The sequence below is a fragment of the Streptomyces sp. NBC_00209 genome, assembly GCF_045206345.1.
Lineage (GTDB): Bacteria > Actinomycetota > Actinomycetes > Streptomycetales > Streptomycetaceae > Streptomyces.
In genome coordinates this window covers 5709908-5734319 of the sequence record NZ_CP108121.1, presented here as the reverse complement: position 1 = coordinate 5734319, position 24412 = coordinate 5709908, and the positions used below count along the sequence as shown (strand labels likewise).

The 24412-nt window shown below is 69.7% G+C and carries 16 protein-coding genes, 3 rRNA genes and 1 pseudogene; 3 read left to right on the top strand and 17 right to left on the bottom strand.

What is annotated here, in order from left to right; translation table 11 throughout:
• Window positions 1-161 precede the first annotated feature (161 nt).
• On the bottom strand, window positions 162-788 hold the full coding sequence (locus OG867_RS26080; RefSeq protein ID WP_328899512.1) for an NUDIX hydrolase: 627 nt from the start codon (window positions 786-788) through the stop codon (window positions 162-164).
• A gap of 90 nt (window positions 789-878) precedes the next feature.
• Complete coding sequence (locus OG867_RS26075; RefSeq protein ID WP_328899513.1) at window positions 879-2552, bottom strand: CTP synthase; 1674 nt, start codon at window positions 2550-2552, stop codon at window positions 879-881.
• A gap of 402 nt (window positions 2553-2954) precedes the next feature.
• Between OG867_RS26075 and OG867_RS26070 the strand changes: the two genes are divergently transcribed.
• Window positions 2955-4757, top strand: coding sequence for a glycoside hydrolase family 15 protein (locus OG867_RS26070; protein WP_328904276.1), 1803 nt, complete (start codon window positions 2955-2957; stop codon window positions 4755-4757).
• Window positions 4758-4828: 71 nt separating this feature from the next.
• Here the strand turns inward: OG867_RS26070 and OG867_RS26065 are convergent, their stop codons facing one another.
• The 6 genes from OG867_RS26065 to OG867_RS26040 form a co-directional block, all read right to left on the bottom strand.
• Window positions 4829-5746 (bottom strand): sulfurtransferase, encoded by a 918-nt coding sequence (locus tag OG867_RS26065; protein WP_406288934.1) that lies wholly within the window; start codon window positions 5744-5746, stop codon window positions 4829-4831.
• Window positions 5747-5815: 69 nt separating this feature from the next.
• A complete protein-coding gene (locus OG867_RS26060; protein ID WP_406288932.1) occupies window positions 5816-6889 on the bottom strand; it encodes a glycosyltransferase family 4 protein in 1074 nt (357 codons plus the stop codon).
• Window positions 6890-7094: 205 nt separating this feature from the next.
• Window positions 7095-8840 (bottom strand): DNA repair protein RecN, encoded by a 1746-nt coding sequence (gene recN / locus OG867_RS26055; protein WP_328899516.1) that lies wholly within the window; start codon window positions 8838-8840, stop codon window positions 7095-7097.
• A 41-nt stretch (window positions 8841-8881) separates the two neighbouring features.
• The gene (locus tag OG867_RS26050) at window positions 8882-9787 is read right to left on the bottom strand and encodes an NAD kinase (RefSeq protein WP_328899517.1); all 906 of its coding nucleotides are present in this window, start codon (window positions 9785-9787) and stop codon (window positions 8882-8884) included.
• Entirely contained in the window at window positions 9784-10599 is an 816-nt protein-coding gene (locus OG867_RS26045; RefSeq protein WP_328899518.1) for a TlyA family RNA methyltransferase, read from the bottom strand. The genes OG867_RS26050 and OG867_RS26045 overlap by 4 nt, the downstream gene beginning before the upstream one ends.
• 7 nt (window positions 10600-10606) lie before the next feature.
• Window positions 10607-10879, bottom strand: a complete 273-nt coding sequence (locus OG867_RS26040) for a hypothetical protein (RefSeq protein ID WP_018103593.1) — start codon at window positions 10877-10879, stop codon at window positions 10607-10609.
• A gap of 54 nt (window positions 10880-10933) precedes the next feature.
• Between OG867_RS26040 and OG867_RS26035 the strand changes: the two genes are divergently transcribed.
• Complete coding sequence (locus OG867_RS26035) at window positions 10934-11281, top strand: SCP2 sterol-binding domain-containing protein (RefSeq protein WP_328904277.1); 348 nt, start codon at window positions 10934-10936, stop codon at window positions 11279-11281.
• 7 nt (window positions 11282-11288) lie between these two features.
• Here OG867_RS26035 and OG867_RS26030 read toward each other — a convergent pair whose 3' ends face one another.
• The 4 genes from OG867_RS26030 to OG867_RS26015 form a co-directional block, all read right to left on the bottom strand.
• Window positions 11289-12128, bottom strand: coding sequence for an ABC transporter ATP-binding protein (locus tag OG867_RS26030; protein ID WP_328899519.1), 840 nt, complete (start codon window positions 12126-12128; stop codon window positions 11289-11291).
• A gap of 65 nt (window positions 12129-12193) precedes the next feature.
• Window positions 12194-13267: a FecCD family ABC transporter permease gene (locus OG867_RS26025; protein WP_406288928.1), complete on the bottom strand. Its 1074-nt coding sequence runs from the start codon at window positions 13265-13267 to the stop codon at window positions 12194-12196.
• A complete protein-coding gene (locus OG867_RS26020) occupies window positions 13264-14223 on the bottom strand; it encodes an iron chelate uptake ABC transporter family permease subunit (protein ID WP_328904278.1) in 960 nt (319 codons plus the stop codon). The genes OG867_RS26025 and OG867_RS26020 overlap by 4 nt, the downstream gene beginning before the upstream one ends.
• A gap of 150 nt (window positions 14224-14373) precedes the next feature.
• Window positions 14374-15402 carry an HAD-IIA family hydrolase gene (locus OG867_RS26015; RefSeq protein WP_328899521.1) on the bottom strand — a complete coding sequence of 343 codons (1029 nt, stop codon included), beginning with the start codon at window positions 15400-15402 and terminating at the stop codon, window positions 14374-14376.
• 71 nt (window positions 15403-15473) lie between these two features.
• On the opposite strand from OG867_RS26015, the gene OG867_RS26010 reads away from it, so the two are divergent.
• Window positions 15474-16754: a DUF1015 domain-containing protein gene (locus tag OG867_RS26010; protein WP_328899522.1), complete on the top strand. Its 1281-nt coding sequence runs from the start codon at window positions 15474-15476 to the stop codon at window positions 16752-16754.
• A 49-nt stretch (window positions 16755-16803) separates the two neighbouring features.
• Here the strand turns inward: OG867_RS26010 and OG867_RS26005 are convergent, their stop codons facing one another.
• The 5 genes and pseudogenes from OG867_RS26005 to OG867_RS25985 all read right to left on the bottom strand — a co-directional run bounded on the left by OG867_RS26005 (window position 16804) and on the right by OG867_RS25985 (window position 24215).
• Entirely contained in the window at window positions 16804-17496 is a 693-nt protein-coding gene (locus tag OG867_RS26005) for a tetratricopeptide repeat protein (RefSeq protein ID WP_328904279.1), read from the bottom strand.
• Between the two features lie 75 nt (window positions 17497-17571).
• Window positions 17572-18201, bottom strand: a pseudogene (locus tag OG867_RS26000) (hypothetical protein); the annotation flags it as partial.
• A gap of 811 nt (window positions 18202-19012) precedes the next feature.
• A 5S ribosomal RNA gene (gene rrf, locus OG867_RS25995) occupies window positions 19013-19129 on the bottom strand.
• Between the two features lie 136 nt (window positions 19130-19265).
• Window positions 19266-22390 (bottom strand): 23S ribosomal RNA (locus tag OG867_RS25990).
• Between the two features lie 299 nt (window positions 22391-22689).
• A 16S ribosomal RNA gene (locus OG867_RS25985) occupies window positions 22690-24215 on the bottom strand.
• The 16S, 23S and 5S rRNA genes sit together here, the layout of an rRNA operon.
• Between the last annotated feature and the right edge of the window lie 197 nt (window positions 24216-24412).

Here is a 24412-nt window from a genome sequence, read left to right as displayed (position 1 = left end):
GGTCAGGGCATTCGAAGCGTAGTTCAGGCGGATGGCCGGAGAAGGGGGAGCGCGACCCGGGCATCCCCCGATCGGATCAGCAGATTTTACGATCGGGGGATGCGCGGGAGTGACCGTACGGGCGAGCTCATCGACCGCCCCGCACGGTTTCAGACGGCCCGTCAGGCTTCGAAGGGGCGGGCCGGCCAGGGCGCGTCGGCGGGGCGCAGCGCGTCGACGCCGTCGCCCGCGAGGGCCGCGGTGAGCGCGAGCACGCCCACGACCAGGCAGCTGTTGTGCAGGTCGCCGGCGAGCACCTTGCGCACGAGGTCCTGGAGCGGCACCCGGGCCAGCTCCATGTCGGCCTCCTCCTCGGCGACCTCGAAGCGCTCGCCCTCCGCCTCGGAGACGTTCCGGGCGAGGAAGATGCGTACGGCCTCGTCGGAGCCGCCGGGCGAGGTGTAGACGTCGGAGAGCACCCGCCAGTCCTCGGCCTTGACGTACGCCTCCTCGTACAGCTCGCGCTGTGCGGCGTGCAGCGGGTTCTCGCCGGGCACGTCGAGCAGCCCGGCGGGGATCTCCCACAGCTTGTGGCGGACGGGGTGGCGGTACTGGCGCAGGACCAGGACGCGGCCCTCGTCGTCCAGCGCGAGCACGGCGACCGAGCCGGGGTGCACCTGGTAGTCGCGGTGCGCGACGGTACCGTCGGGCATCTCGACGTCGTCGGAGCGGACGCTGGTCTTCTTCCCCCGGAACGGGGTCGCGCTCTCGGTGACGCGCCATTCCTCGGGCGTGTCCTGGAAACCCATCTGCGTCCTCCCACGAAAAACGGTGACCGGGGCCCGCGTCCCTGCTCGGACGCGCGCCCCGGTCAACCGTAACGCCTGCGGAGGTGCCGCCTACTCGCTCTGCTCGCCTCCGGCCGCGGCGCCCGTCTTGCGGGCGACGGCCGCCTTCACCAGGCCGGCGAAGAGCGGGTGCGGGCGGGTCGGGCGGGAGCGCAGCTCCGGGTGCGCCTGGGTGGCGACGAGATACGGGTGGACCTCGCGCGGGTACTCGACGTACTCGACCAGCTTGTTGTCCGGGGAGGTGCCCGAGAAGACCAGGCCGGCCTTCTTCTCCAGCTCGGCGCGGTAGGCGTTGTTGACCTCGTAGCGGTGGCGGTGGCGCTCCTCCACGTACGGCTGGTCCTCGTACGCCTCGCGGACGAGCGAGCCCTCGGCGAGCTTCGCCGGGTACAGGCCGAGCCGCATGGTGCCGCCCAGGTCACCGGCGCCCTCGACGTACGCGAGCTGCTCCTCCATGGTCGAGATGACCGGGTGCGAGGTCGCGGCGTCGAACTCGGTGGAGTTGGCGTCGGGGATCTCCGCGAGGTTGCGGGCCGCCTCGATCACGATGCACTGGAGGCCCAGGCAGAGGCCGAGCAGCGGCACCTTGTTCTCGCGGGCGTACTGGATCGCGCCGACCTTGCCGACGACGCCGCGCTCGCCGAAGCCGCCGGGGATGCAGATCGCGTCGATGCCGGCCAGGGCCTTCTGGGCACCGGCCGGGGTCTTGCAGTCGTCGGAGGCGACCCACTCGACCTTGACCCGGGCCTTGTTGGCGAAGCCGCCGGCCCGGATGGCCTCGGTGACCGAGAGGTAGGCGTCGGGCAGGTCGATGTACTTGCCGACCAGGGCGACGGTGACCTCGTGGTCGGGGTTGTGGACGCGGTCCAGCAGGTCGTCCCAGACGGTCCAGTCGACGTCGCGGAACGACAGGTCGAGCTTGCGCACGACGTAGGCGTCCAGGCCCTCGGTGTGCAGCACCTTGGGGATGTCGTAGATCGACTTGGCGTCCACGCAGGCGACCACGGCGGCCTCGTCCACATCGCACATCAGCGAGATCTTGCGCTTGATGGCGGTCGGCACGTCGCGGTCGGCGCGCAGCACGATCGCGTCCGGCTGGATACCGATGTTGCGCAGGGCGGCCACGGAGTGCTGGGTGGGCTTGGTCTTCAGCTCGCCGGAGGGGCCGATGTAGGGCAGCAGCGAGATGTGCACGACGAAGACGTTGTCCCGGCCGACCTCGTGGCGGACCTGGCGCACGGTCTCCAGGAACGGCAGCGACTCGATGTCGCCGACGGTGCCGCCGACCTCGGTGATGACCACGTCGACGTCGTCGGTGGCCATGCGCCGGATGCGGTGCTTGATCTCGTTGGTGATGTGCGGGATGACCTGCACGGTGTCGCCCAGGTACTCGCCGCGCCGCTCCTTGGCGATGACCTGCGAGTAGACCTGGCCGGTGGTGACGTTGGCCGAGCCGTCGAGGTCCACGTCGAGGAAGCGCTCGTAGTGGCCGATGTCGAGGTCCGTCTCCGCACCGTCGTTGGTCACGAAGACCTCGCCGTGCTGGAACGGGTTCATCGTGCCGGGGTCGACGTTCAGGTACGGGTCGAGCTTCTGCATGGTGACCCGGAGGCCGCGCGCCTTGAGCAGGGCACCGAGGCTGGAGGCAGTCAGACCCTTGCCGAGGGAAGAGGCGACACCCCCGGTGACGAAGATGTGCTTGGTCGTCGTGGATGTGGGCTGCATAGCCAAAGGGGGCTCCCGTGGTCGCGATCGTGAGGTGCGTACCGGCTTGCCGTCCGGAGATTCCGGAGATGCCGTCGCTGCGGTTCGGGGGCCTCGTCTGCTCTCGCCGACAACCACCGGTCCACGGGCTACCAGGGTATCAGCGACAGGGGGAGACTGCTTCCGGCCACCGGCCCGCGAGCGCGGCGCGAGCCGCATATGCCGCTCGCATCCCGCTCAATCGGACCACTCCGGTTGGCAAGAGGGGCGCGCGGATCACCCGGCTGCGTCGTATCCTGCTCGGACACTCGCTCGGGCGAGGCCGGAAGTTCGCAGGTCCCCCCACTACAACCCCTTGCGACAACCTCTTGACCCGCAGTAAGCGCCCCACGGGGCGACATGGCCGTTCGACTGGAGATGCACGTGGCCGGGCGCATCGAGGATTACGCACTCATCGGAGACATGCAGACCGCAGCCCTGGTCTGCCGGGACGGCACAGCCGACTGGCTCTGCCTGCCCCGCTTCGATTCACACGCCGTTTTCGCGGGCCTCCTGGGCACCGACGAACACGGTTTCTGGCGTCTGGGACCGGCCGTCCCGGAGGGCACCGAGCCTCCCCCGGCCGACCGCCGCCGCTACCGCGGGGATTCCCTCATCCTCGAATCGGAGTGGGACACGCCGCGCGGCACGGTCAGAGTGACCGACTTCATGCCGCCACGCGACGGCGCACCGCAGTTGATCCGGATCGTGGAGGGCGTCAGCGGCCGGGTGCCGATGCGCTCGGAGCTGCGCATGCGGTTCAGCTACGGCCGCGTCACCCCCTGGGTGCACAAGGTGGACTCACGTACGGTCGCCGTCGCGGGCCCGGACTCGGTGTGGCTGGACACGCCCGTCGACACCTACGGCGAGAACCTGACGACGTACTCCGACTTCACCGTCTCCCCCGGTGACCGGATCGCGTTCACCATCAGCTGGCAGCCCTCGCACCACGAGCCGCCCGCGCTCCCGGACCCGGACGGCTCGCTGGAGGCGACCGCGGACTTCTGGCGCGAGTGGGTCGAGCAGTGCACGTACCACGGCCCGTACCGCGAGGCCGTGGTCCGCTCGCTGATCACGCTGAAGGCCCTGACCTACGCGCCGACCGGCGGCATCGTCGCCGCGCCGACCACCTCACTGCCCGAGGACATCGGCGGCTCCCGGAACTGGGACTACCGCTACACCTGGCTGCGCGACGCCGCGATCACCCTCTCCTCGCTGCTGCGCACCGGCTACCGCGAGGAGGCCCGCGCCTGGCGCGAGTGGCTGCTGCGCGCGGTGGCCGGCGACCCGGAGAACCTGCAGATCATGTACGGGATCGCGGGCGAACGGGAGCTGGGCGAGGCGGAGCTGGAGTGGCTGCCGGGTTACGAGGGCTCCGCCCCGGTCCGCGTCGGCAACGGAGCCGCGGGCCAGCTCCAGCTGGACGTGTACGGCGAGGTCACCGAGGCGCTGCACCTGGCGCACATGACGGGCCTGGCCCGCAACGACTACGCCACCGGGCTCCAGCTCAAGCTGATCGAGTACCTGGAGAAGCACTGGAACGAGCCGGACGAGGGCATCTGGGAGGTGCGCGGGCCGCGCCGCCACTTCGTGCACTCCAAGGTGATGGCCTGGGTCGCGGTCGACCGGACCATCAAGCTCATCGAATCCGGCGACGCGGAGGGCCCGGTCGAGCGGCTGCACGAGCTGCGCGACGAGATCCATCGCGACGTCTGCGAGCGGGGTTACGACCCCGAGCGCAACACCTTCACCCAGTCGTACGGGTCGAAGGAGCTGGACGCCTCCCTGCTGCTGATCCCGCAGATGGGCTTCCTGCCGCCCGACGACAAGCGGGTCATCGGCACCATCGAGGCGATCCAGCGGGAGCTGTCCACGGAGGACGGCTTCGTCCTGCGCTACCCGACCGCGGGCGACGACGCGGGCGTGGACGGCCTGGAGGGCGACGAGGGCGCGTTCCTGGCCTGCTCGTTCTGGCTGGCGGACGACCTCGCGATGATCGGCCGGGTGGACGAGGCGCGCCGCCTGTTCGAGCGGCTGCTGTCCCTCCGCAACGACCTGGGCCTGCTGGCCGAGGAGTGGGACGCCCGGCTCCAGCGCCAGGTGGGCAACTTCCCGCAGGCGTTCAGCCACGTCCCGCTGATCGACACGGCCCTGCGCCTGACGGCGAGCGGGGCGTACGTGGGCTGACGGACGCGGTCCGCGTCCTCCCCGCCCGGCTGCCGGACCCCGGCAGCCGGGCGGAGCCGTATCAGCGCTTCTTACGGGCCCGTCACGACGGGCCGGTCCGCCGGGTCCGCCTGGGGGAGGCCCCACTCGCTCCACGATCCGTCGTACACGGTCAGGTCCCGGTATCCGGCCAGCTCGGCCCCCAGCGCGAGGACGCAGGCGGTCACCCCGGACCCGCAGCTGAAGTACAGCCGCTCTCGGCCACCCGCCGCACCGGCGAACGCCGCGCGCAGCTCGTCGGGCGCCCGCATCCGCCCCTCGTCCTGGAGCCGGCCGAAGGGCAGGCTGACGGCCCCCGGCATATGGCCGCCGCGCAGCCCGGCCCGCGGCTCGGGCTCCGTGCCCTCGAACCGCCCCCGGGTCCTGGCGTCGAGCACCGCCGCCTCCGGGTCCGCCAGCGCCTCCGCCACCTCGCCGGCGCCGACGAGGAGCCCGGGCCGGGGCCGGGCCGTGAAGTCCCCGCGCCCGGCGGCCGGTTCGGGCGCGCCCTCGGTGACGGGCAGTCCGGCGGCGGTCCAGGCGGGCAGGCCCCCGTCGAGGACGGCGGCCCGGTCGAAGCCCATGGCCCGAAGCATCCACCGGGCCCGGGCGCTGGAGTAGATCCCGGCGGCGTCGTACACGATCACGGTGTCCGCGTCGTTCAGGCCGAGCGCCCGCATCTCCTCGGTGAACCGGGCGGCGTCCGGCATGGTGTGGGGCACCGGCGCCGTGGGGTCGGAGAGCGCGCCGTCGATGTCGAAGACCCCGGCCCCCGCGATCCGCGTGCCGCTCCCCCGGTGCGCGGCGGCCGACGCGTCGAGCACCGGCCCGGGAGCGCCGACCGACGCGTCGAACACCCGCAGCCCGGGGGCGCCGAGGCGCGCGGCGAGCCAGTCCACGGAGACGAGGGGGCCGGGCAACGCGCCGACAGCGGTGCCCTCGTCCCCGTACGCGTGCGTTTCCCCGTCCATACGCCCTCCCCAGCCGCCCAGTCCGATTTTTCAAGATCGCAGCCGCCCGGGAGGCTGTCAACGGCTTCCTCAGCGGGCCAGCTCGTCGTACACGGCGAGCACCTGGGCCACCGTGTCGTCCTCCGTCGGCCAGCTCGCCGCCTGCCGCAGGCCCTCGGCGGCCAGCCGGTCCCGCTCGGCCGGGTCCCCGAGCAGCCGGGCCACCTCGGTGGCCAGCGCCTCGCCGTCCGCGTACGGCACCAGGACGGCGGCGTCCCCCACGAGTTCGGGCGTGCCGCCGACCGCCGTGGCGACCAGGGGCACCCCGGCCCGCAGCGCCTGCTGGGCGGAGGTGGAGCGGGACTCCCAGCGGCTGGGCAGGACGGCGACGTCGGCGGCGGCCAGGAGGGCGGCGGCGTCGGAACGGTCGCCGAGCAGTTCGACGGGCAGGCCCTCGGCCGCGATCCGCCGCCGCAGGGCCGCCCGCTCCCGCCCCTCGCCGACGACGGCCACCAGCGGTACGGGGTCGAGCAGGCTCCACACGGCCGCCGCGTCGAGCAGGGTGTCGTAGCCGTGATGCGGTACGAGCGTGCCGAGCGCCACGATCAACGGCCGCCCCACCGCGCCCAGTTCGGCGCGGACCTTGGCGGCGGGCGGCCCGGCCGGGCTCGGCGGCCGGGGGGCGGCGACGGGCGCGAGCCGGGCGTCGCGGGCGCCCCGGGCGCGCGCCCGGTCGACCAGGTCGGACGAGGTGGCGAGCACCACGGCCGCCGCGCGCACGGCCCTGCGCTCCAGGAGGTGCAGCAGCCGGCGGCGGGCCCCTTCGGCGTGGGCCCGGGTGTGCCAGGTGACGACCAGCGGGACGGGCCGGCGGCCGATCGCCAGGGCGGCCCGCACGGCGGCGTGCAGTCCGTGCGCGTGGACGACGTCCGCTTCGGCGCAGGCGGCGCGCAGGGCCGCGACGGCCGCCGGGTCGCTGCGGCGGGGCACGGGCGCGAAGTGGGCGCCGGTGGCGGCGAAGTCGTGGACGCGGTCCAGCGCGGCCGGCGCGCAGACGGTGACCCGCACGCCCCGGGCGACCAGCCCGGCGGCCAGCGAGCCGGCGTGCGTGCTGCTGCCGGCACTGCCGCCGCCGACTACCTGAACCGTGCGCAGCTGTGACACGTCGATTGGCTCCCGGGGCTCCCGAGTCGGGGGTACGAACACCGCCAAGGATGCCAGTCCGTACGCACGTTCCGGCACGACGGAACCGTAACTCCGGGGCTCACCACGACAAATCGGACGGCCGACACCACCCGCACGGGTGAAAGTGTGTACGGCACCACGACACCCGTACGGCCGGGGCGCACGGACGCCCCGGCCGTCACGGCTATCCGTCGGCGCGGGCCGTGGCGAGCAGTTCCTCGGCGTGCGCGCGGGCCGTCTCGGAGTCCTCCTGGCCCGCGAGCATCCGGGACAGCTCCCGCACCCGGTCCTCACCCTCCAGGACGGTGACCCCGCTGCTGGTCACCGAGCCGTCCACGGTCTTCTCGACCAGCAGCTGCCGGTCGGCGAACGCGGCCACCTGGGGCAGGTGCGTGACGACGACGACCTGGGCGGACTTCGCCAGCTTCGCGAGCCGCCGCCCGACCTCGACGGCCGCCTTGCCGCCGACGCCCGCGTCGACCTCGTCGAAGAGGTACGTGGGCACCGGGTCGGAGCCCGCGAAGACCACCTCGACCGCTAGCATCACCCGGGACAGCTCACCGCCCGAGGCGCCCTTGGCGATGGGCCGGGGCTGGGCGCCGGGGTGCGGGGCGAGGAGGAGTTCGACCTCGTCGGCGCCGGACGGGCCGTACGCCACGTTGCGGCCGCCGATCTCGATGCCGGACGCCTCGTCCGCCACCTCGGTCTGCCGGATGTCGAAGGACACCCGGGCGTGCGGCATGGCCAGGGACGCCAGTTCCTCGGTCACCGCCTCCGCGAAGGACGCGGCGGCGGCCGTCCGGGCGTCGGTCAACGCCTGCCCGAGGCCCGAGAGTTCGGCGCGCAGGGCGTCCCGCTCGGCGGTCAGCTCCCCGATCCGGTCGTCGTCGCCCTCCAGCTCGGTGAGCCGGTCCGCGCCCTCCTGCGCCCAGGCGAGTACGGCGGTGATGTCCTCGCCGTACTTGCGGGTGAGGGCGGTGAGCGCGGCGCGCCGCTCCTCGACGGCGGCGAGCCGCAGCGGGTCGGCGTCGAGCTGGTCCGCGTAACCGGACAGTTCTCCGGAGACGTCCGCGAGCAGGATGGAGATCTCGCCGACCCGGTCCGCGAGCGAGGCGAGCGCCGGGTCGTGCGAGCGCACCCCGTCGAGGGCCTGCCGGGCGGCGGCCACCACGGTCGTGGCGTCCAGGGCCTCCGGGTCCTCCGGGTTGCCGGCCAGCGCGGTGTGCGCGAGGGCGGCGGCGGAGGCGAGCGCGTCGGCGTGGCCGAGCCGCTGCGCCTCGGCGGCCAGCTCGGTGTCCTCCCCGGGCAGGGGTTCGACGGCGGCGACCTCGTTGAGGCCGAAGCGCAGGAGGTCGGCCTCCTGGGCGCGTTCGCGGGCGCGCGTCGTCAGCTCGTCCAGCTCCGCCGCGACGTCCCGCAGCCGCCGGTGGGCCGCCGCGTACGGGGCGAGCGGCACGGCGACGCCGTCGCCCGCGTACCGGTCGAGGGCCTGGCGCTGCCGGGCGGGCTTGAGCAGGCCCTGCTGGTCGGTCTGGCCGTGCACGGCGACGAGCTCGTCGGCCAGCTCGGACAGCACGCCCACGGGCACGGATCTGCCGCCGAGGTGCGCCCGGGAGCGCCCTTCGGCGGACACGGTGCGGCTGATGAGCAGCGCCCCGTCCTCGATCTCGGCCCCGGCCTCCTCGGCGCGCAGCGCCACCGCGTCGCCGTCGGCCACCGTGATCCGGCCCTCGACCACCGCGGCCTTGGCACCGATCCGCACCAGGGCGGGGTCGGCACGCCCGCCGAGCAGCAGCCCCAGGCTGGTGACGACCATGGTCTTGCCGGCGCCGGTCTCACCCGTCACCGCGGTGAAACCGGGTGACAGCTCCACCACCGCGTCGTCGATGACCCCGAGCGACCGTATCCGCATCTCCTCCAACACGGACATGACCATACGAGGTTTCCCGGCCCGCGTGCACACGGGCGGGGTCAGTGGGGCGCGCCCCGCCATCCCGAGACGGGCAGCGCGAACTTGGCGACGAGGCGGTCCGTGAACGACGCCCGGTGCAACCTGGCCAGCCGGACGGGCACGGCGCCGCGCCGCACCTCGACCCGCGCCCCGGAGGGCAGCTCGACGGTCCTGCGCCCGTCGCACCACAGCACCCCGTGCGGGGTGTGCGGCTGGACCTCGACGGCGAGCACCGACGTGGGCGAGGTCACGAGCGGCTTGGCGAACAGGGCGTGGGCGCTGATCGGGACCATCAGCAGCGCCTCGACCTCCGGCCACACGACGGGCCCGCCGGCCGAGAAGGCGTACGCGGTCGAGCCGGTGGGCGTCGCGCACACGATGCCGTCGCAGCCGAACCCGGTCACCGGCCGGCCGTCGATCTCCAGGACGACTTCGAGCATCCGCTCGGGCGACACCTTCTGCACGGCCGCCTCGTTGAGCGCCCAGTCGGTGTGGACGACGTTCCCGTTGCTGTGCACCAGGACGTCGATCGTCATGCGCTCCTCGACCGTGTACGCCCGGGTGACGACCCGGTCGACCACCTGGTCGAGGTCGTCGCGCTCGGCCTCGGCGAGGAAGCCGACCCGGCCGAGGTTGACGCCGAGCATGGGCACGCCGGAGGCGCGGGAGAGTTCGGCGCCGCGCAGCAGCGTCCCGTCGCCGCCGAGGACGATCAGCAGCTCGCAGCCGTTGAGTACCTCGGGCGTCGCATCGGTGACCGTCTCGACGGAGGGGGGCAGCGGCAGGTCGGCCGCCTCGGTGGCGAGGACCCGCACCCCCAGGCCGTTGCGCAGCAGCCCCTGCACGACGAGTTCCGCACTGCGGATCGCGGCCGGGCGGCCGGTGTGCGCGAGAAGGAAGACTGTTCGTGCCTCATGCGTCGTCAACGGGGCCCCTCCGCCACTGCACGGTCGACATCCGCGGGATCCAGTTCCGGTGCTCCGGCCCGCAGCCACAGAAAGTACTCGACGTTCCCGGAGGGCCCCGGCAGCGGGCTCGCGGTCACGCCCCGCACCCCCAGGCCCAGCGCCCACGCCCGGCGGGCCACTTCCCGTACCGCCTCGGCGCGCAGTTCGGGGCTGCGCACCACCCCGCCGCTGCCGAGCCGATCCTTGCCGACCTCGAACTGCGGCTTGACCATGAGCACCAGGTCGGCGCCGGGGGCCGTGCAGCGGAACAGGGCCGGCATCACGAGCCCGAGCGGGATGAACGACAGGTCGCCGACCACCAGGTCGGCCGGCTCGCCGTCGATGGCCTCCAGCGTCAGTTCCCGGACGTTGGTGCGGTCCTTGACGACGACGCGCTCGTCGGACTGGAGCGACCAGGCGAGCTGCCCGTAGCCGACGTCCACGGCCACGACCCGCGCGGCCCCGGCACGCAGCAGCACATCGGTGAACCCGCCGGTCGAGGCGCCCGCGTCCAGCGCCCGGCGGCCCTCGACCTCCAGCCCGAGCGGGACGAAGGCGGCGAGGGCGCCGGCCAGCTTGTGGCCGCCGCGCGAGACGTACTCCGGGTCGCTGTCGTCCTTGGTGACCACGACGGCGGCGCTGGTCTCGACCTGGGTGGCCGATTTGGTCGCGGTGTTGCCGCCGACGGTCACCCGGCCCGCCGCGATCAGCTGGCCGGCGTGCTCGCGCGACCGGGCCAGCTTGCGGCGTACCAGCTCGGCATCGAGACGGCGACGGGCGACTCCTGCCACGTTCGGTTCAGCTCCTGTGGTTGTACGGGGGCACCGGTACGGGTGGTCCCGGTGCGGGGGCGGGCCCGGCGTCCAGCGCGCTCAGCGCCTCGCGCAGGCCCCGGTGTACATCCTCGTACACCTCGGTGTGTCCGTCCGCCGCGAGGTGGTCGGCGTCGGCCAGCCGCTCAAGGAGACCGTCCACCTCGGCACTGCCGGTGGGCGTCCGTACGACACCGAGGGGCGCCGGCCCCGCGGGCTCGGCCGGCTCCGGCGGGGCGTCCGTCTCGGGCTCGGGCATCGGGTCGCTCATGCGGAAACGCTACCGCGAAGCGCTGGGGTAACGTCGATCTTGATGGCGACCATGGCGGAGTGCCGCAGCGCACTCGACAGACTTTCCGACAACCTCGCGGGGGCCGACGGCGACGTGCGCCGCGCCGCCGACCTGGACCGCTCGCTGAGCTGCCACATCCGGGACCTGGACATCACGTTCACCGGCCGCCTGTCCGGCGGCCGCATCCAGGTCCTGAACACGCTGGAGGGCCCACCCCACGAAAAGGCCGAGATCCGCCTCGCGATGACCGGCGACGACCTGGTCGCCCTGGTCGACGGCAACCTGAACTTCGCGAAGGCATGGGCCTCGGGGCGAGTCCGCCTGGAGGCAGGCTTCAGAGACCTCCTGAAACTGAAGTCACTGCTGTAGCAAAAAATCAAGCCCGTCCGGCGCTTGAGGACGTCTTTTCGGCCCCGCGCGCAACGCGCGCCCCGCGCACCCGCGCGGCCGGCACCACCAAAGGCGTCCCCGTCTCCGGATCGGAGATCACCTGACACCGCAGCCCGAACACCCGCTCCACCAGCTCCGCGGTGACGATCTCCCCCGGCGCCCCCGCCGCGACGATCTCCCCACCGCGCATCGCGATCAGATGCGTGGCGTACCGCGCCGCGTGGTTCAGGTCGTGCAGGACGGCCACCAGCGTCCGCCCCTGCGTCTCGTGCAGTTCGGCGCACAGGTCCAGCACATCGATCTGGTGCTGGATGTCGAGGTACGTCGTCGGCTCGTCCAGCAGCAGCAGCGGCGTCTGCTGGGCGAGGGCCATCGCGATCCAGACCCGCTGGCGCTGACCGCCGGACAATTCATCGACATAGCGATCGGCCAGTTCCCCGACGCCTGTCGCCCCCATCGACTCCTGGACGACCCGCTCGTCCTCCGGCGACCACTGCCGCAGCAGCCCTTGATGCGGGTACCGCCCCCGCGCCACGAGGTCCGCGACCGTGATGCCCTCCGGCGCGATCGAGGACTGCGGCAGCAGGCCCAGCGTCCTGGCGACCTTCTTCGCGGGCAGCCCGTGGATCGACTGCCCGTCCAGCAGCACCTGGCCCCGGCTCGGCTTCAGCATCCGGGAGAGCGCCCGCAGCAGCGTCGACTTGCCGCAGGCGTTGGGGCCGACGATCACGGTGAACGAGCGGTCGGGTATCTCGACCGAAAGGTTCTCCGTGATGACCCGCTGGTCGTATCCGAGGGTCACCGAGTCCGCGGTGAGGCGCTGCATGGTCGTACTCCGGGGGTCGGACGGTCGGCTGTCGGACGGTTGGAGAGGGGCGGTGGTACGGGGTCTCATATGCGCCCCGCCTTGCGCTCGGTCACCAGCAGCCACACCAGATAGCAGCCGCCGAGCACCCCGGTGACCACACCCACCGGCAGCTGACGGTCGCCGAACGCGTCGAGCGCGATCCAGTCGGCGACGAGCAGGAGCGCCGCCCCCATGAACGTCGCGGCCACCAGGTTCGGGCCGGTGGACCGGGTCAGCCGGCGCGCCAGCTGCGGGGCGCTCAGCGAGACGAAGGCGATCGGCCCGGCGGCGGCCGTGGCGACGGCGACGAGCAGCACGGCGGCGCCCATGAGGAGGAGGCGGGTGCGTTCCACCCGTACCCCGAGCGCGTACGCCGCGTCGTCGCCCATCTCCATGACGCGCAGGGCCGGCCCGTGCCCGTACACCAGCGGGAGCAGCACGGCGCAGACGACCAGCAGCGGCCAGACCTGCGCCCAGTCGCGGCCGTCGAGCGAGCCGGTCATCCAGACGACGGCACGCGTCGCGTCGACCAGGTTCGCCTTGGTGATCAGGTACTGCGTCGCGGCGGTCAGCATGGCCGCCGCCCCGATCCCCACCAGGACCAGCCGGAAGCCGTGTACGCCGCGCTTCCACGCGAGCAGGTAGACCGCGACACCGGTCAGCAGGCCGCCGACGACCGCACCGGCCGCGACCTCCTTCGCGCCGCCCTGGAAGAGGACGATCACGGTGAGCGCGCCGACCGTGGCGCCCTGGCCGAAGCCGAGCACGTCGGGGCTGCCGAGCGGGTTGCGGGAGATGGTCTGGAAGACGGCGCCCCCGACGCCGAGCGCCCCGCCGACGAGGAGCCCGACGAGCACTCGGGGCAGCCTGAGGTCGGTGACGATGAACTCCTGCTGGAAGGTCCCGTGGCCGAAGAGCGTGGTCAGGACCTCGGCGGGCGTCATCGAGAAGTCGCCGCTGCCGATGAGGACGACCGAGGCGCCCGCCGCCACGACGGCCAGGAGCAGGACGACCAGGGCCGCCCGCACGTTCATCCGGAACGAGTACCCCCCGGCCGTCCGCACGGCCCGTACCGGACGGACGGCGCGCGCCGTCTCCTTCGTGGTCGTGGCCTTCACAGCTGGGACATCCTCTTGCGTCGTACGAGGTAGATGAAGACGGGCCCGCCGATGAGCGCGGTGACGATGCCGACCTGGAGCTCCGAGGGGCGGGCGATGACCCGGCCGACCACATCGGCGCCGAGCAGCAGCACCGGGGAGAGCACCGCCGCGTACGGCAGGATCCACCGCAGGTCGGGACCGGTGAGGGTGCGCACCAGGTGCGGGATCATCAGCCCGATGAAGACGATCGGCCCGCACGCGGCGGTCGCCGCCCCGCAGAGCAGCGTCACGGCGAGCATCGCGAGCACCCGGGTCCGGGTCAGGTTCGCGCCCAGCGCCCTGGCGGTGTCGTCGCCCATCTCCAGGGCGTTGAGCGGGCGCGCGATGAACACGGTCAGCAGGACGCCCGCCGCGATGAACGGCCACACCTTGCCGACGGTCTCCGTGTTCGCGGAGGCCAGCGAGCCGACCGTCCAGAACCGCAGCCGGTCCAGCGCCGCCGAGTCCAGCAGCTGTACGGCGTTGACGTATCCGTACAGCGCGGCGGTGACGGCCGTCCCGGCGAGCGCGAGCCGCACCGGGGTGGAGGAGCGGCTTCCGCCGAGGAAGTACACGGCCACCGACACGATCGCGGCGCCCGCGAAGGCGAACCACACATAGCCGGTCAGCGAGGTCACGCCGAAGAAGCTGATGGCGGAGACGACGGCGGCCGAGGCCCCCGCGTTGACACCGAGGATGCCGGGCTCGGCGAGCGGGTTACGGGTCAGCGCCTGCATGACCGCCCCGGCGAGGCCGAGCGCGGCACCGACGAGGAGCCCGAGCACGGTGCGCGGGACGCGCACCTTGCGTACGAGGACGTCGTCGCCGCTGCCCGCGTCATGAAACAGGCCGTGCCACACGTCGGAGAGCGGCAGCGCCTTGGCGCCGATCCCGATGGACGCGAGACACACCAGCACGAGGACGGCCACGGCCACCAGGAGCCCCGCCGCTCTCGCCGCATGACGTCTGCGGGGAGCGGCGGCCTTGTCCGGCGCGGCTATCGGGCCGGAACTGGAATCCGGGGGGCTTTCAACCAACACCCGGTTAGGTTAGCCTACCCAGCCCCTCGGATCCCGGGCCCGTCCTCACAGCCCCAGCCGGGCCACGGCCTTGTCCGCGTCCAGGTCACAGGCCCCGTCCCCGGCGTGCGCCCAGGCCGCCGCGCACAGCGCCCGCAGCCCGTCGAGCGCGTCGCCGTCGCCCTCCAGCACGAGCGCGCGGCCCCCGGCGGAGGCCGTCCAGCCGCCGCAGCGGAATCCCTCGCCGGCCTCCGCCACCTCGGGCTGTCCGGTGAGCAGGCCGCGCAGGTCCGCGTCGATGTACGTCGGCCGGTGCTCGGGCACGGCGGTCACCAGCTGGACCGCGTCGGTCACCCCGGTGAGCACGAGCAGCGAGTCGACACCGCCGTTGAAGGCCCCCTCGATGTCGGTGTCGAGCCGGTCGCCGACCACCAGCGGCCGTTCCGCGCCGGTGCGCAGCACGGTCTCGCGGTGCATCGGCGGGAGCGGCTTCCCGGCGACCTGCGGCTCGGCGCCGGTCGCGATACGGACGACCTCGACGGCCGCCCCGTTGCCCGGCGCGATCCCCCGCGCGCCGGGGATCGTCAGGTCGGTGTTGGACGCGAACCACGGCAGCCCGCGATTGATCGCGTACGACGCCTCCGCGAACCGGCCCCACGCCAGGTCCGGGCCGCCGTACCCCTGGACCACCGCGACCGGGTCGTCGTCGGCCGACTCGACGGGTTCGAGGCCGCGTTCCCGCAGCGCGACGCGCAGTCCCTCGCCGCCGATGACGAGGACCCGGGCCCCGGCGGGCAGCTGGTCGGCGACCAGCCGGGCCACGGCCTGCGCCGAGGTGATCACGTCGCCGGGCTCGGCCGGGACGCCCAGCTCGGTGAGGTGCTCGGCCACGGCGGCCGGGGTGCGCAGCGCGTTGTTGGTGACGTACGCCAGGTGCATCCCGCCGTCGCGGGCCGCGCCGAGGGCCTCGACGGCGTGGTCGATCGCGTGCCCGCCCGCGTACACGACACCGTCGAGGTCGAGCAGCGCCGTGTCGTACGCCTCACTCAGCGCGGTACTGCTGCCGCTCGGCCTGGTCCTGCTCGTCCCACTCATGTTCCGCGCTCCTCTTCGACTGCTTCTCCCCCGATCATCGCGCATCCGTGCAGCCCACATACGATGCGTGGATGAACACACGAGGCACGACGGACCAGGGACTGCGTCTGCTTCCGTTCCGTGGCCTGCGTTACGTTCCCGAGCGGGTCGGCAGCCTCGCCGCGGTGACCTCTCCCCCGTACGACGTGGTCGTGCGGCCCGACGGGCTGCTGCACCTGGAGTCGGCGGACCCGCACAACATCGTCCGGCTGATCCTGCCGCAGGCCGGCACGGTCGCCGCCCGCAACGCCCGGGCCGCCGCCACCCTGGACGACTGGCTCGCGGAGGGCGTCCTCGCCCCGGACGCCGAGCCCGCCCTGTACGTGTACGAGCAGCGCGACGACGAGATCCTGCAACGGGGCGTCATCGGCGCCCTCGCCCTCTCCGGGCCGGCCGAGGGCGTGGTGCTTCCGCACGAGGACGTCATGGCGCATGTGGTCGAGGACCGGGCCGACCTGATGCGCGCCACCGCCGCCCATCTGGAACCGCTGCTGCTGACGTACCGGGGCGACGAGGACTCGGCGACGGGGGCGACCGCGGTGGTCGAGCGGACCGTCGCACGCGAGCCGCTGCTCTGCACGACCACGGAGGACGGCTTCCGCCACCGCCTGTGGGCGGTCACCGATCCCGCCGAGCGCGCGGAGATCCAGGCGGACCTGGCCCGGCGCCAGGCGCTCATCGCGGACGGCCACCACCGCTGGGCCACCTATCTCAGGCTCCAGCAGGAACACACGGTCCCGGGCCCCTGGGACTACGGCCTCGTGCTGCTGGTGGACACCGTCCGCTACCCGCTCCGGGTCCGCGCCATCCACCGCCTGCTGCACGGTCTGCCCGTCGCGGACGCGCTGGCCAGGCTGACCGGGCTGTTCCGGATACGGGAGGTGGCGGGGCCGCTTCCGGACGCGATGGAGGCCCTGGCCGGGGCGGCCGCGGAGGGCAACGCCTTCCTGCTCGCGGGCGACGGGGGTTTCCATCTGGCCGACCTCCCGGACGAGGCGCTGCTGGCCCGCACGGTCCCGGCGGACCGCCCGGCCGGCTGGCGCACCCTGGACGCGACGGTCCTGCACTCGGCGCTGCTCGACCGGGTGTGGCGTATCCCGGACGACCCGGCGCACATCGCGTACATCCACGACACCGCCGCCGCCGTGGAGCAGGCCGAGCGGCACGGTTCCACGGCGGTGCTGATGCATCCGGTACGCGAGGAGCTCGTCCGGGACCTGGCCCGCCAGGGCGTCACCATGCCCCGCAAGTCGACGTCGTTCGGCCCGAAGCCGGCGACGGGCCTGGTCCTGCGCAGCCTGAACCTGGGCTGAACGCGAAAGAGGGCGGCACCCGCACGGGGTGCCGCCCTCTTCTCATGCGTTACGCCTGGGACTCGTCGTCCTCGTCGGCCTCGTCCCGGTCCGCGTCGGCGGCGACGGGCTCGGCCTCGTCGTCGTCCAGGGCGTCCACGAACTCGACGCCGTCCAGCGCGGCGAGGCGGTCGGACGCGTCGGTGGCGCCGTCCTTGTCGGCCTCCAGCGCCTTGCCGAACCACTCGCGCGCCTCGTCCTCGCGGCCGGCTTCGAGCAGCGCGTCGGCGTAGGCGTAGCGCAGGCGCGGGGTCCACGGGTGCACGGCGTTCGAGGCGAGCTCGGGGCTCTGCAGGGTGACGATGGCGGCGTCGATCTGCCCCATGTCCCGCCGGGCGCCGGCGGCCACGAGACGCATCTCGACCTGGCCTGCCTTGTCCAGCTTCTGCACCTCGGGCTCACCGGCCATCGCCATGGCCTTCTCGGGCCGCCCGAGACCGCGCTCGCAGTCGGCCATGACCGGCCACAGCTCCACGGACCCGGTCATCCGCCGGGCCGCCCGGAACTCCGCCAGGGCCTCCGCGTACTTCTGGGTCGCGTAGGCGGCGAAACCGGCGGCCTCGCGGACGGCGGCGACGCGCGAGGCGAGCCGGAGGGCGATGCGCGCGTACGCGTATGCCTCCTCGGGCTCCTCGTCGATGAGCCGGGCCACCATGACCAGGTTCCGCGCCACGTCCTCGGCCAGCGTCTTGGGCAGGCTCAGCAGCTCCTGGCGGACGTCCTGGTCGATCTCGTGACCGGTGACGTCGTCCGGGATGGGCAGCCGCTTGATGGGCTCCCGGTCCCGGTCGTCCCGGCGCTCGTAACCACCCTGGCGGCCGCCTCGGTCGTCGCCGCCCCGGTAGCCGCCGCGGTCACCACGGTCGTCCCGCTGGCCGCGGTAGCCGCCGCCCCGGTTGTCGTCACGGCGGGGGCCACGATCGCGGTCCCGGTCCCGGTCGTCACGGCGGAACCCGCCGCCGGCCGGACGGCTGTCGTCGCGACGGGGGCCACGGGGCCGGTCGTCACGACGGTCATCGCGGCGGTCGTCACGACGGTCGAAGCCGCCGGGGCGGCCACCGCGGTCGTCGTCACGACGGAACCCACCACCGGTGGAACCACCCCGGTCGTCGCGACGGAAGCCACCACGGTCGTCCTCGCGGCGCGGGGCACGGTCGTCGCGGCGGAAGCCACCACGGTCGTCCTCGCGGCGCGGGGCACGGTCGTCACGGCGGAAGCCACCACCGGTGGAACCGCCCCGGTCGTCGCGGCGGAAGCCACCACCGGAGTTGCCGCCACGGTCGTCGCGGCGGAAACCGCCACCGGAGTTGCCGCCACGGTCGTCGCGGCGGAAACCGCCACCGGAGTTGCCGCCACGGTCGTCGCGGCGGAAACCGCCACCGGAGTTGCCGCCACGGTCGTCGCGGCGGAAACCGCCACCGGAGTTGCCGCCACCGCGGTTGTCGTCGTCGCGACGGGGGCCACGGGGCCGGTCGTCACGACGGTCGTCACGACGGTCATCGCGGCGATCGAAGCCACCCGGCCGGCCACCACGGTCATCCTCACGGCGCGGGGCACGGTCGTCCCGGCGGAAACCGCCACCGGAGTTGCCGCCACGGTCGTCCCGGCGGAAGCCACCACCGGACGGGCGGTCATCGCGGCGGAAGCCGCCACCGCGGTTGTCGTCGTCGCGACGGGGGCCACGGGGCCGGTCGTCACGACGGTCGTCACGACGGTCATCGCGGCGATCGAAGCCACCCGGCCGGCCACCACGGTCATCCTCACGGCGCGGGGCACGGTCGTCGCGACGGAAGCCGCCACCACGGTTGTCGGAGCCGCCGCCACGGTCGTCCCGGCGGAACCCACCACCGGTGGAACCACCCCGGTCGTCACGGCGGAAACCACCGCCGGAGGGACGGTCATCGCGGCGCGGTCCACGATCCCGGTCGCGGTCCCGGTCGTCGCGTCGGAAGCCGCCCCCGGAGGGGCGGTCGTCCTGGCGCGGACCGCGCGAACGGTCGTCGCGACCGCTGCCAAAGCCGCCCCGGTCACCGCCATCCCGGCGACGCGGCTCGCGCTCCGAACGATCGTCGGGAGAGTTGGTGGACATGGGTGGAGCTCCTGTCATCGGGGTACTACAGACATTCTTGCGCAGCCGGACACCCGACGCGCTTCGGGCAAAACAAAAAGGACCCTTGGCCCCAGCGCTGAACGCTGGGACCAAGGGTCCTTCAAAAATTGTTCGGCGGCGTCCTACTCTCCCACAGGGTCCCCCCTGCAGTACCATCGGCGCTGAAAGGCTTAGCTTCCGGGTTCGAAATGTAACCGGGCGTTTCCCTAACGCAATGACCACCGAAACACTATCGGCCACTCCCCAGCAAGGCGGAGTATCGGCACTTAGCGAACAAGCACACTTTTCAATTTAATGAATGACGCTGTTCAACCAGCACGACTGTTCGTGGCCTGGGAACAACACAGTGGACGCGAGCAACTGAGGACAAGCCCTCGGCCTATTAGTACCAGTCAGCTCCACCCGTTACCGGGCTTCCACATCTGGCCTATCAACCCAGTCGTCTACTGGGAGCCTTAACCCTTCAAGAGGGTGGGAATACTCATCTCGAAGCAGGCTTCCCGCTTAGATGCTTTCAGCGGTTATCCTTTCCGAACGTAGCCAACCAGCCATGCCCTTGGCAGGACAACTGGCACACCAGAGGTTCGTCCGTCCCGGTCCTCTCGTACTAGGGACAGCCCTTCTCAATATTCCTACGCGCACAGCGGATAGGGACCGAACTGTCTCACGACGTTCTAAACCCAGCTCGCGTACCGCTTTAATGGGCGAACAGCCCAACCCTTGGGACCGACTCCAGCCCCAGGATGCGACGAGCCGACATCGAGGTGCCAAACCATCCCGTCGATATGGACTCTTGGGGAAGATCAGCCTGTTATCCCCGGGGTACCTTTTATCCGTTGAGCGACAGCGCTTCCACAAGCCACTGCCGGATCACTAGTCCCGACTTTCGTCCCTGCTCGACCCGTCGGTCTCACAGTCAAGCTCCCTTGTGCACTTACACTCAACACCTGATTGCCAACCAGGCTGAGGGAACCTTTGGGCGCCTCCGTTACTCTTTAGGAGGCAACCGCCCCAGTTAAACTACCCATCAGACACTGTCCCTGATCCGGATCACGGACCCAGGTTAGACATCCAGCACGACCAGAGTGGTATTTCAACGACGACTCCACAACCACTGGCGTGGCCGCTTCAAAGTCTCCCACCTATCCTACACAAGCCGAACCGAACACCAATATCAAACTATAGTAAAGGTCCCGGGGTCTTTCCGTCCTGCTGCGCGAAACGAGCATCTTTACTCGTAGTGCAATTTCACCGGGCCTATGGTTGAGACAGTCGAGAAGTCGTTACGCCATTCGTGCAGGTCGGAACTTACCCGACAAGGAATTTCGCTACCTTAGGATGGTTATAGTTACCACCGCCGTTTACTGGCGCTTAAGTTCTCAGCTTCGCCACCCCGAAGAGCAGCTAACCGGTCCCCTTAACGTTCCAGCACCGGGCAGGCGTCAGTCCGTATACATCGCCTTACGGCTTCGCACGGACCTGTGTTTTTAGTAAACAGTCGCTTCTCGCTGGTCTCTGCGGCCACCCCCAGCTCAAGCAGCAAGTGCTCTCACCAGTGATGGCCCCCCTTCTCCCGAAGTTACGGGGGCATTTTGCCGAGTTCCTTAACCATAGTTCACCCGAACGCCTCGGTATTCTCTACCTGACCACCTGAGTCGGTTTAGGGTACGGGCCGCCATGAAACTCGCTAGAGGCTTTTCTCGACAGCATAGGATCATCCACTTCACCACAATCGGCTCGGCATCAGGTCTCAGCCTTAACGTGTGACGGATTTGCCTACCACACGGCCTACACCCTTACCCCGGGACAACCACCGCCCGGGCTGGACTACCTTCCTGCGTCACCCCATCGCTTACCTACTACAAGTCTGGTTCATCGGCTCCACCACTACCCTCAACTCCGAAGAGATCGGGCCGGCTTCACGGACTTAGCATCGCCTGATTCAGTACTGGGCGTTTCAAAGCGGGTACCGGAATATCAACCGGTTGTCCATCGACTACGCCTGTCGGCCTCGCCTTAGGTCCCGACTTACCCTGGGCAGATCAGCTTGACCCAGGAACCCTTAGTCAATCGGCGCACACGTTTCTCACGTGTGTATCGCTACTCATGCCTGCATTCTCACTCGTGAACCGTCCACAACTCGCTTCCGCGGCTGCTTCACCCGGCACACGACGCTCCCCTACCCATCCATACAGGCGTTGGCCCTATGTGTATGAATGACACGACTTCGGCGGTACGCTTGAGCCCCGCTACATTGTCGGCGCGGAATCACTTGACCAGTGAGCTATTACGCACTCTTTCAAGGGTGGCTGCTTCTAAGCCAACCTCCTGGTTGTCTCTGCGACTCCACATCCTTTCCCACTTAGCGTACGCTTAGGGGCCTTAGTCGATGCTCTGGGCTGTTTCCCTCTCGACCATGGAGCTTATCCCCCACAGTCTCACTGCCGCGCTCTCACTTACCGGCATTCGGAGTTTGGCTAAGGTCAGTAACCCGGTAGGGCCCATCGCCTATCCAGTGCTCTACCTCCGGCAAGAAACACACGACGCTGCACCTAAATGCATTTCGGGGAGAACCAGCTATCACGGAGTTTGATTGGCCTTTCACCCCTAACCACAGGTCATCCCCCAGGTTTTCAACCCTGGTGGGTTCGGTCCTCCACGAAGTCTTACCTCCGCTTCAACCTGCCCATGGCTAGATCACTCCGCTTCGGGTCTAGAGCGTGCAACTCAATCGCCCTATTCGGACTCGCTTTCGCTACGGCTTCCCCACACGGGTTAACCTCGCTACACACCGCTAACTCGCAGGCTCATTCTTCAAAAGGCACGCAGTCACGACTGCATGTGCAAGCACATACAGCGACGCTCCCACGGCTTGTAGGCACACGGTTTCAGGTACTATTTCACTCCGCTCCCGCGGTACTTTTCACCATTCCCTCACGGTACTATCCGCTATCGGTCACCAGGGAATATTTAGGCTTAACGGGTGGTCCCGCCAGATTCACACGGGATTTCTCGGGCCCCGTGCTACTTGGGTGTCTCTCAAACGAGCCGTTGATGTTTCAGCTACGGGGGTCTTACCCTCTACGCCGGACCTTTCGCATGTCCTTCGCCTACATCAACGGTTTCTGACTCGTCTCACAGCCGGCAGACTATGAAAGAGAGATCCCACAACCCCGCATGCGCAACCCCTGCCGGGTATCACACGCATACGGTTTGGCCTGATCCAGTTTCGCTCGCCACTACTCCCGGAATCACGGTTGTTTTCTCTTCCTGAGGGTACTGAGATGTTTCACTTCCCCTCGTTCCCTCCACACTGCCTATGTGTTCAGCAGCGGGTGACAGCCCATGACGACTGCCGGGTTTCCCCATTCGGACACCCCCGGATCAAAGCTTGGTTGACAGCTCCCCGGGGCCTATCGTGGCCTCCCACGTCCTTCATCGGTTCCTGGTGCCAAGGCATCCACCGTGCGCCCTTAAAAACTTGGCCACAGATGCTCGCGTCCACTGTGCAGTTCTCAAACAACGACCAGCCACCCACCACCCCACCCAATACAGGCGAGTTCACTGGGGCCGGCAACCGAAGGACGACCATGACGGCCGTACCTTCAGATACCCAACAGCGTGCCCGACCCGACCAATCATTTTTCACGTTCCACGCCGAAGCAGTACTAGTGACAAACAACTTGCCGTGCCGAGTAGTCAACGTTCCACCCATGAGCTAACCACCGTCGAACATTTGCCGACGTAGTGGCTCTGGATTCCTTGCGGAATCTAGATGCTCCTTAGAAAGGAGGTGATCCAGCCGCACCTTCCGGTACGGCTACCTTGTTACGACTTCGTCCCAATCGCCAGTCCCACCTTCGACAGCTCCCTCCCACAAGGGGTTGGGCCACCGGCTTCGGGTGTTACCGACTTTCGTGACGTGACGGGCGGTGTGTACAAGGCCCGGGAACGTATTCACCGCAGCAATGCTGATCTGCGATTACTAGCAACTCCGACTTCATGGGGTCGAGTTGCAGACCCCAATCCGAACTGAGACCGGCTTTTTGAGATTCGCTCCGCCTCGCGGCATCGCAGCTCATTGTACCGGCCATTGTAGCACGTGTGCAGCCCAAGACATAAGGGGCATGATGACTTGACGTCGTCCCCACCTTCCTCCGAGTTGACCCCGGCAGTCTCCTGTGAGTCCCCATCACCCCGAAGGGCATGCTGGCAACACAGAACAAGGGTTGCGCTCGTTGCGGGACTTAACCCAACATCTCACGACACGAGCTGACGACAGCCATGCACCACCTGTACACCGACCACAAGGGGGGCACCATCTCTGATGCTTTCCGGTGTATGTCAAGCCTTGGTAAGGTTCTTCGCGTTGCGTCGAATTAAGCCACATGCTCCGCTGCTTGTGCGGGCCCCCGTCAATTCCTTTGAGTTTTAGCCTTGCGGCCGTACTCCCCAGGCGGGGAACTTAATGCGTTAGCTGCGGCACCGACGACGTGGAATGTCGCCAACACCTAGTTCCCAACGTTTACGGCGTGGACTACCAGGGTATCTAATCCTGTTCGCTCCCCACGCTTTCGCTCCTCAGCGTCAGTAATGGCCCAGAGATCCGCCTTCGCCACCGGTGTTCCTCCTGATATCTGCGCATTTCACCGCTACACCAGGAATTCCGATCTCCCCTACCACACTCTAGCCTGCCCGTATCGACTGCAGACCCGGGGTTAAGCCCCGGGCTTTCACAACCGACGTGACAAGCCGCCTACGAGCTCTTTACGCCCAATAATTCCGGACAACGCTTGCGCCCTACGTATTACCGCGGCTGCTGGCACGTAGTTAGCCGGCGCTTCTTCTGCAGGTACCGTCACTTTCGCTTCTTCCCTGCTGAAAGAGGTTTACAACCCGAAGGCCGTCATCCCTCACGCGGCGTCGCTGCATCAGGCTTTCGCCCATTGTGCAATATTCCCCACTGCTGCCTCCCGTAGGAGTCTGGGCCGTGTCTCAGTCCCAGTGTGGCCGGTCGCCCTCTCAGGCCGGCTACCCGTCGTCGCCTTGGTAGGCCATTACCCCACCAACTAGCTGATAGGCCGCGGGCTCATCCTTCACCGCCGGAGCTTTCAACCTTCTCCCAGGAGGGAGAAAGTATTATCCGGTATTAGACCCCGTTTCCAGGGCTTGTCCCAGAGTGAAGGGCAGATTGCCCACGTGTTACTCACCCGTTCGCCACTAATCCACCCCGAAGGGCTTCATCGTTCGACTTGCATGTGTTAAGCACGCCGCCAGCGTTCGTCCTGAGCCAGGATCAAACTCTCCGTGAATGTTTTCCCGTAATCGGGAGACACATCACGAGAGCGGAACGACAAGGTCGGAATAAGACCCGTCGTCCACTGCGTCCTCGCTGTGTTTTGCCTACCCGGACCCAAAGAGGACCGTGTAGGACTTTCAAAGGAACCACCAACCTGCCGAAGCAGGCCGGGGTATCAACATATCTGGCGTTGACTTTTGGCACGCTGTT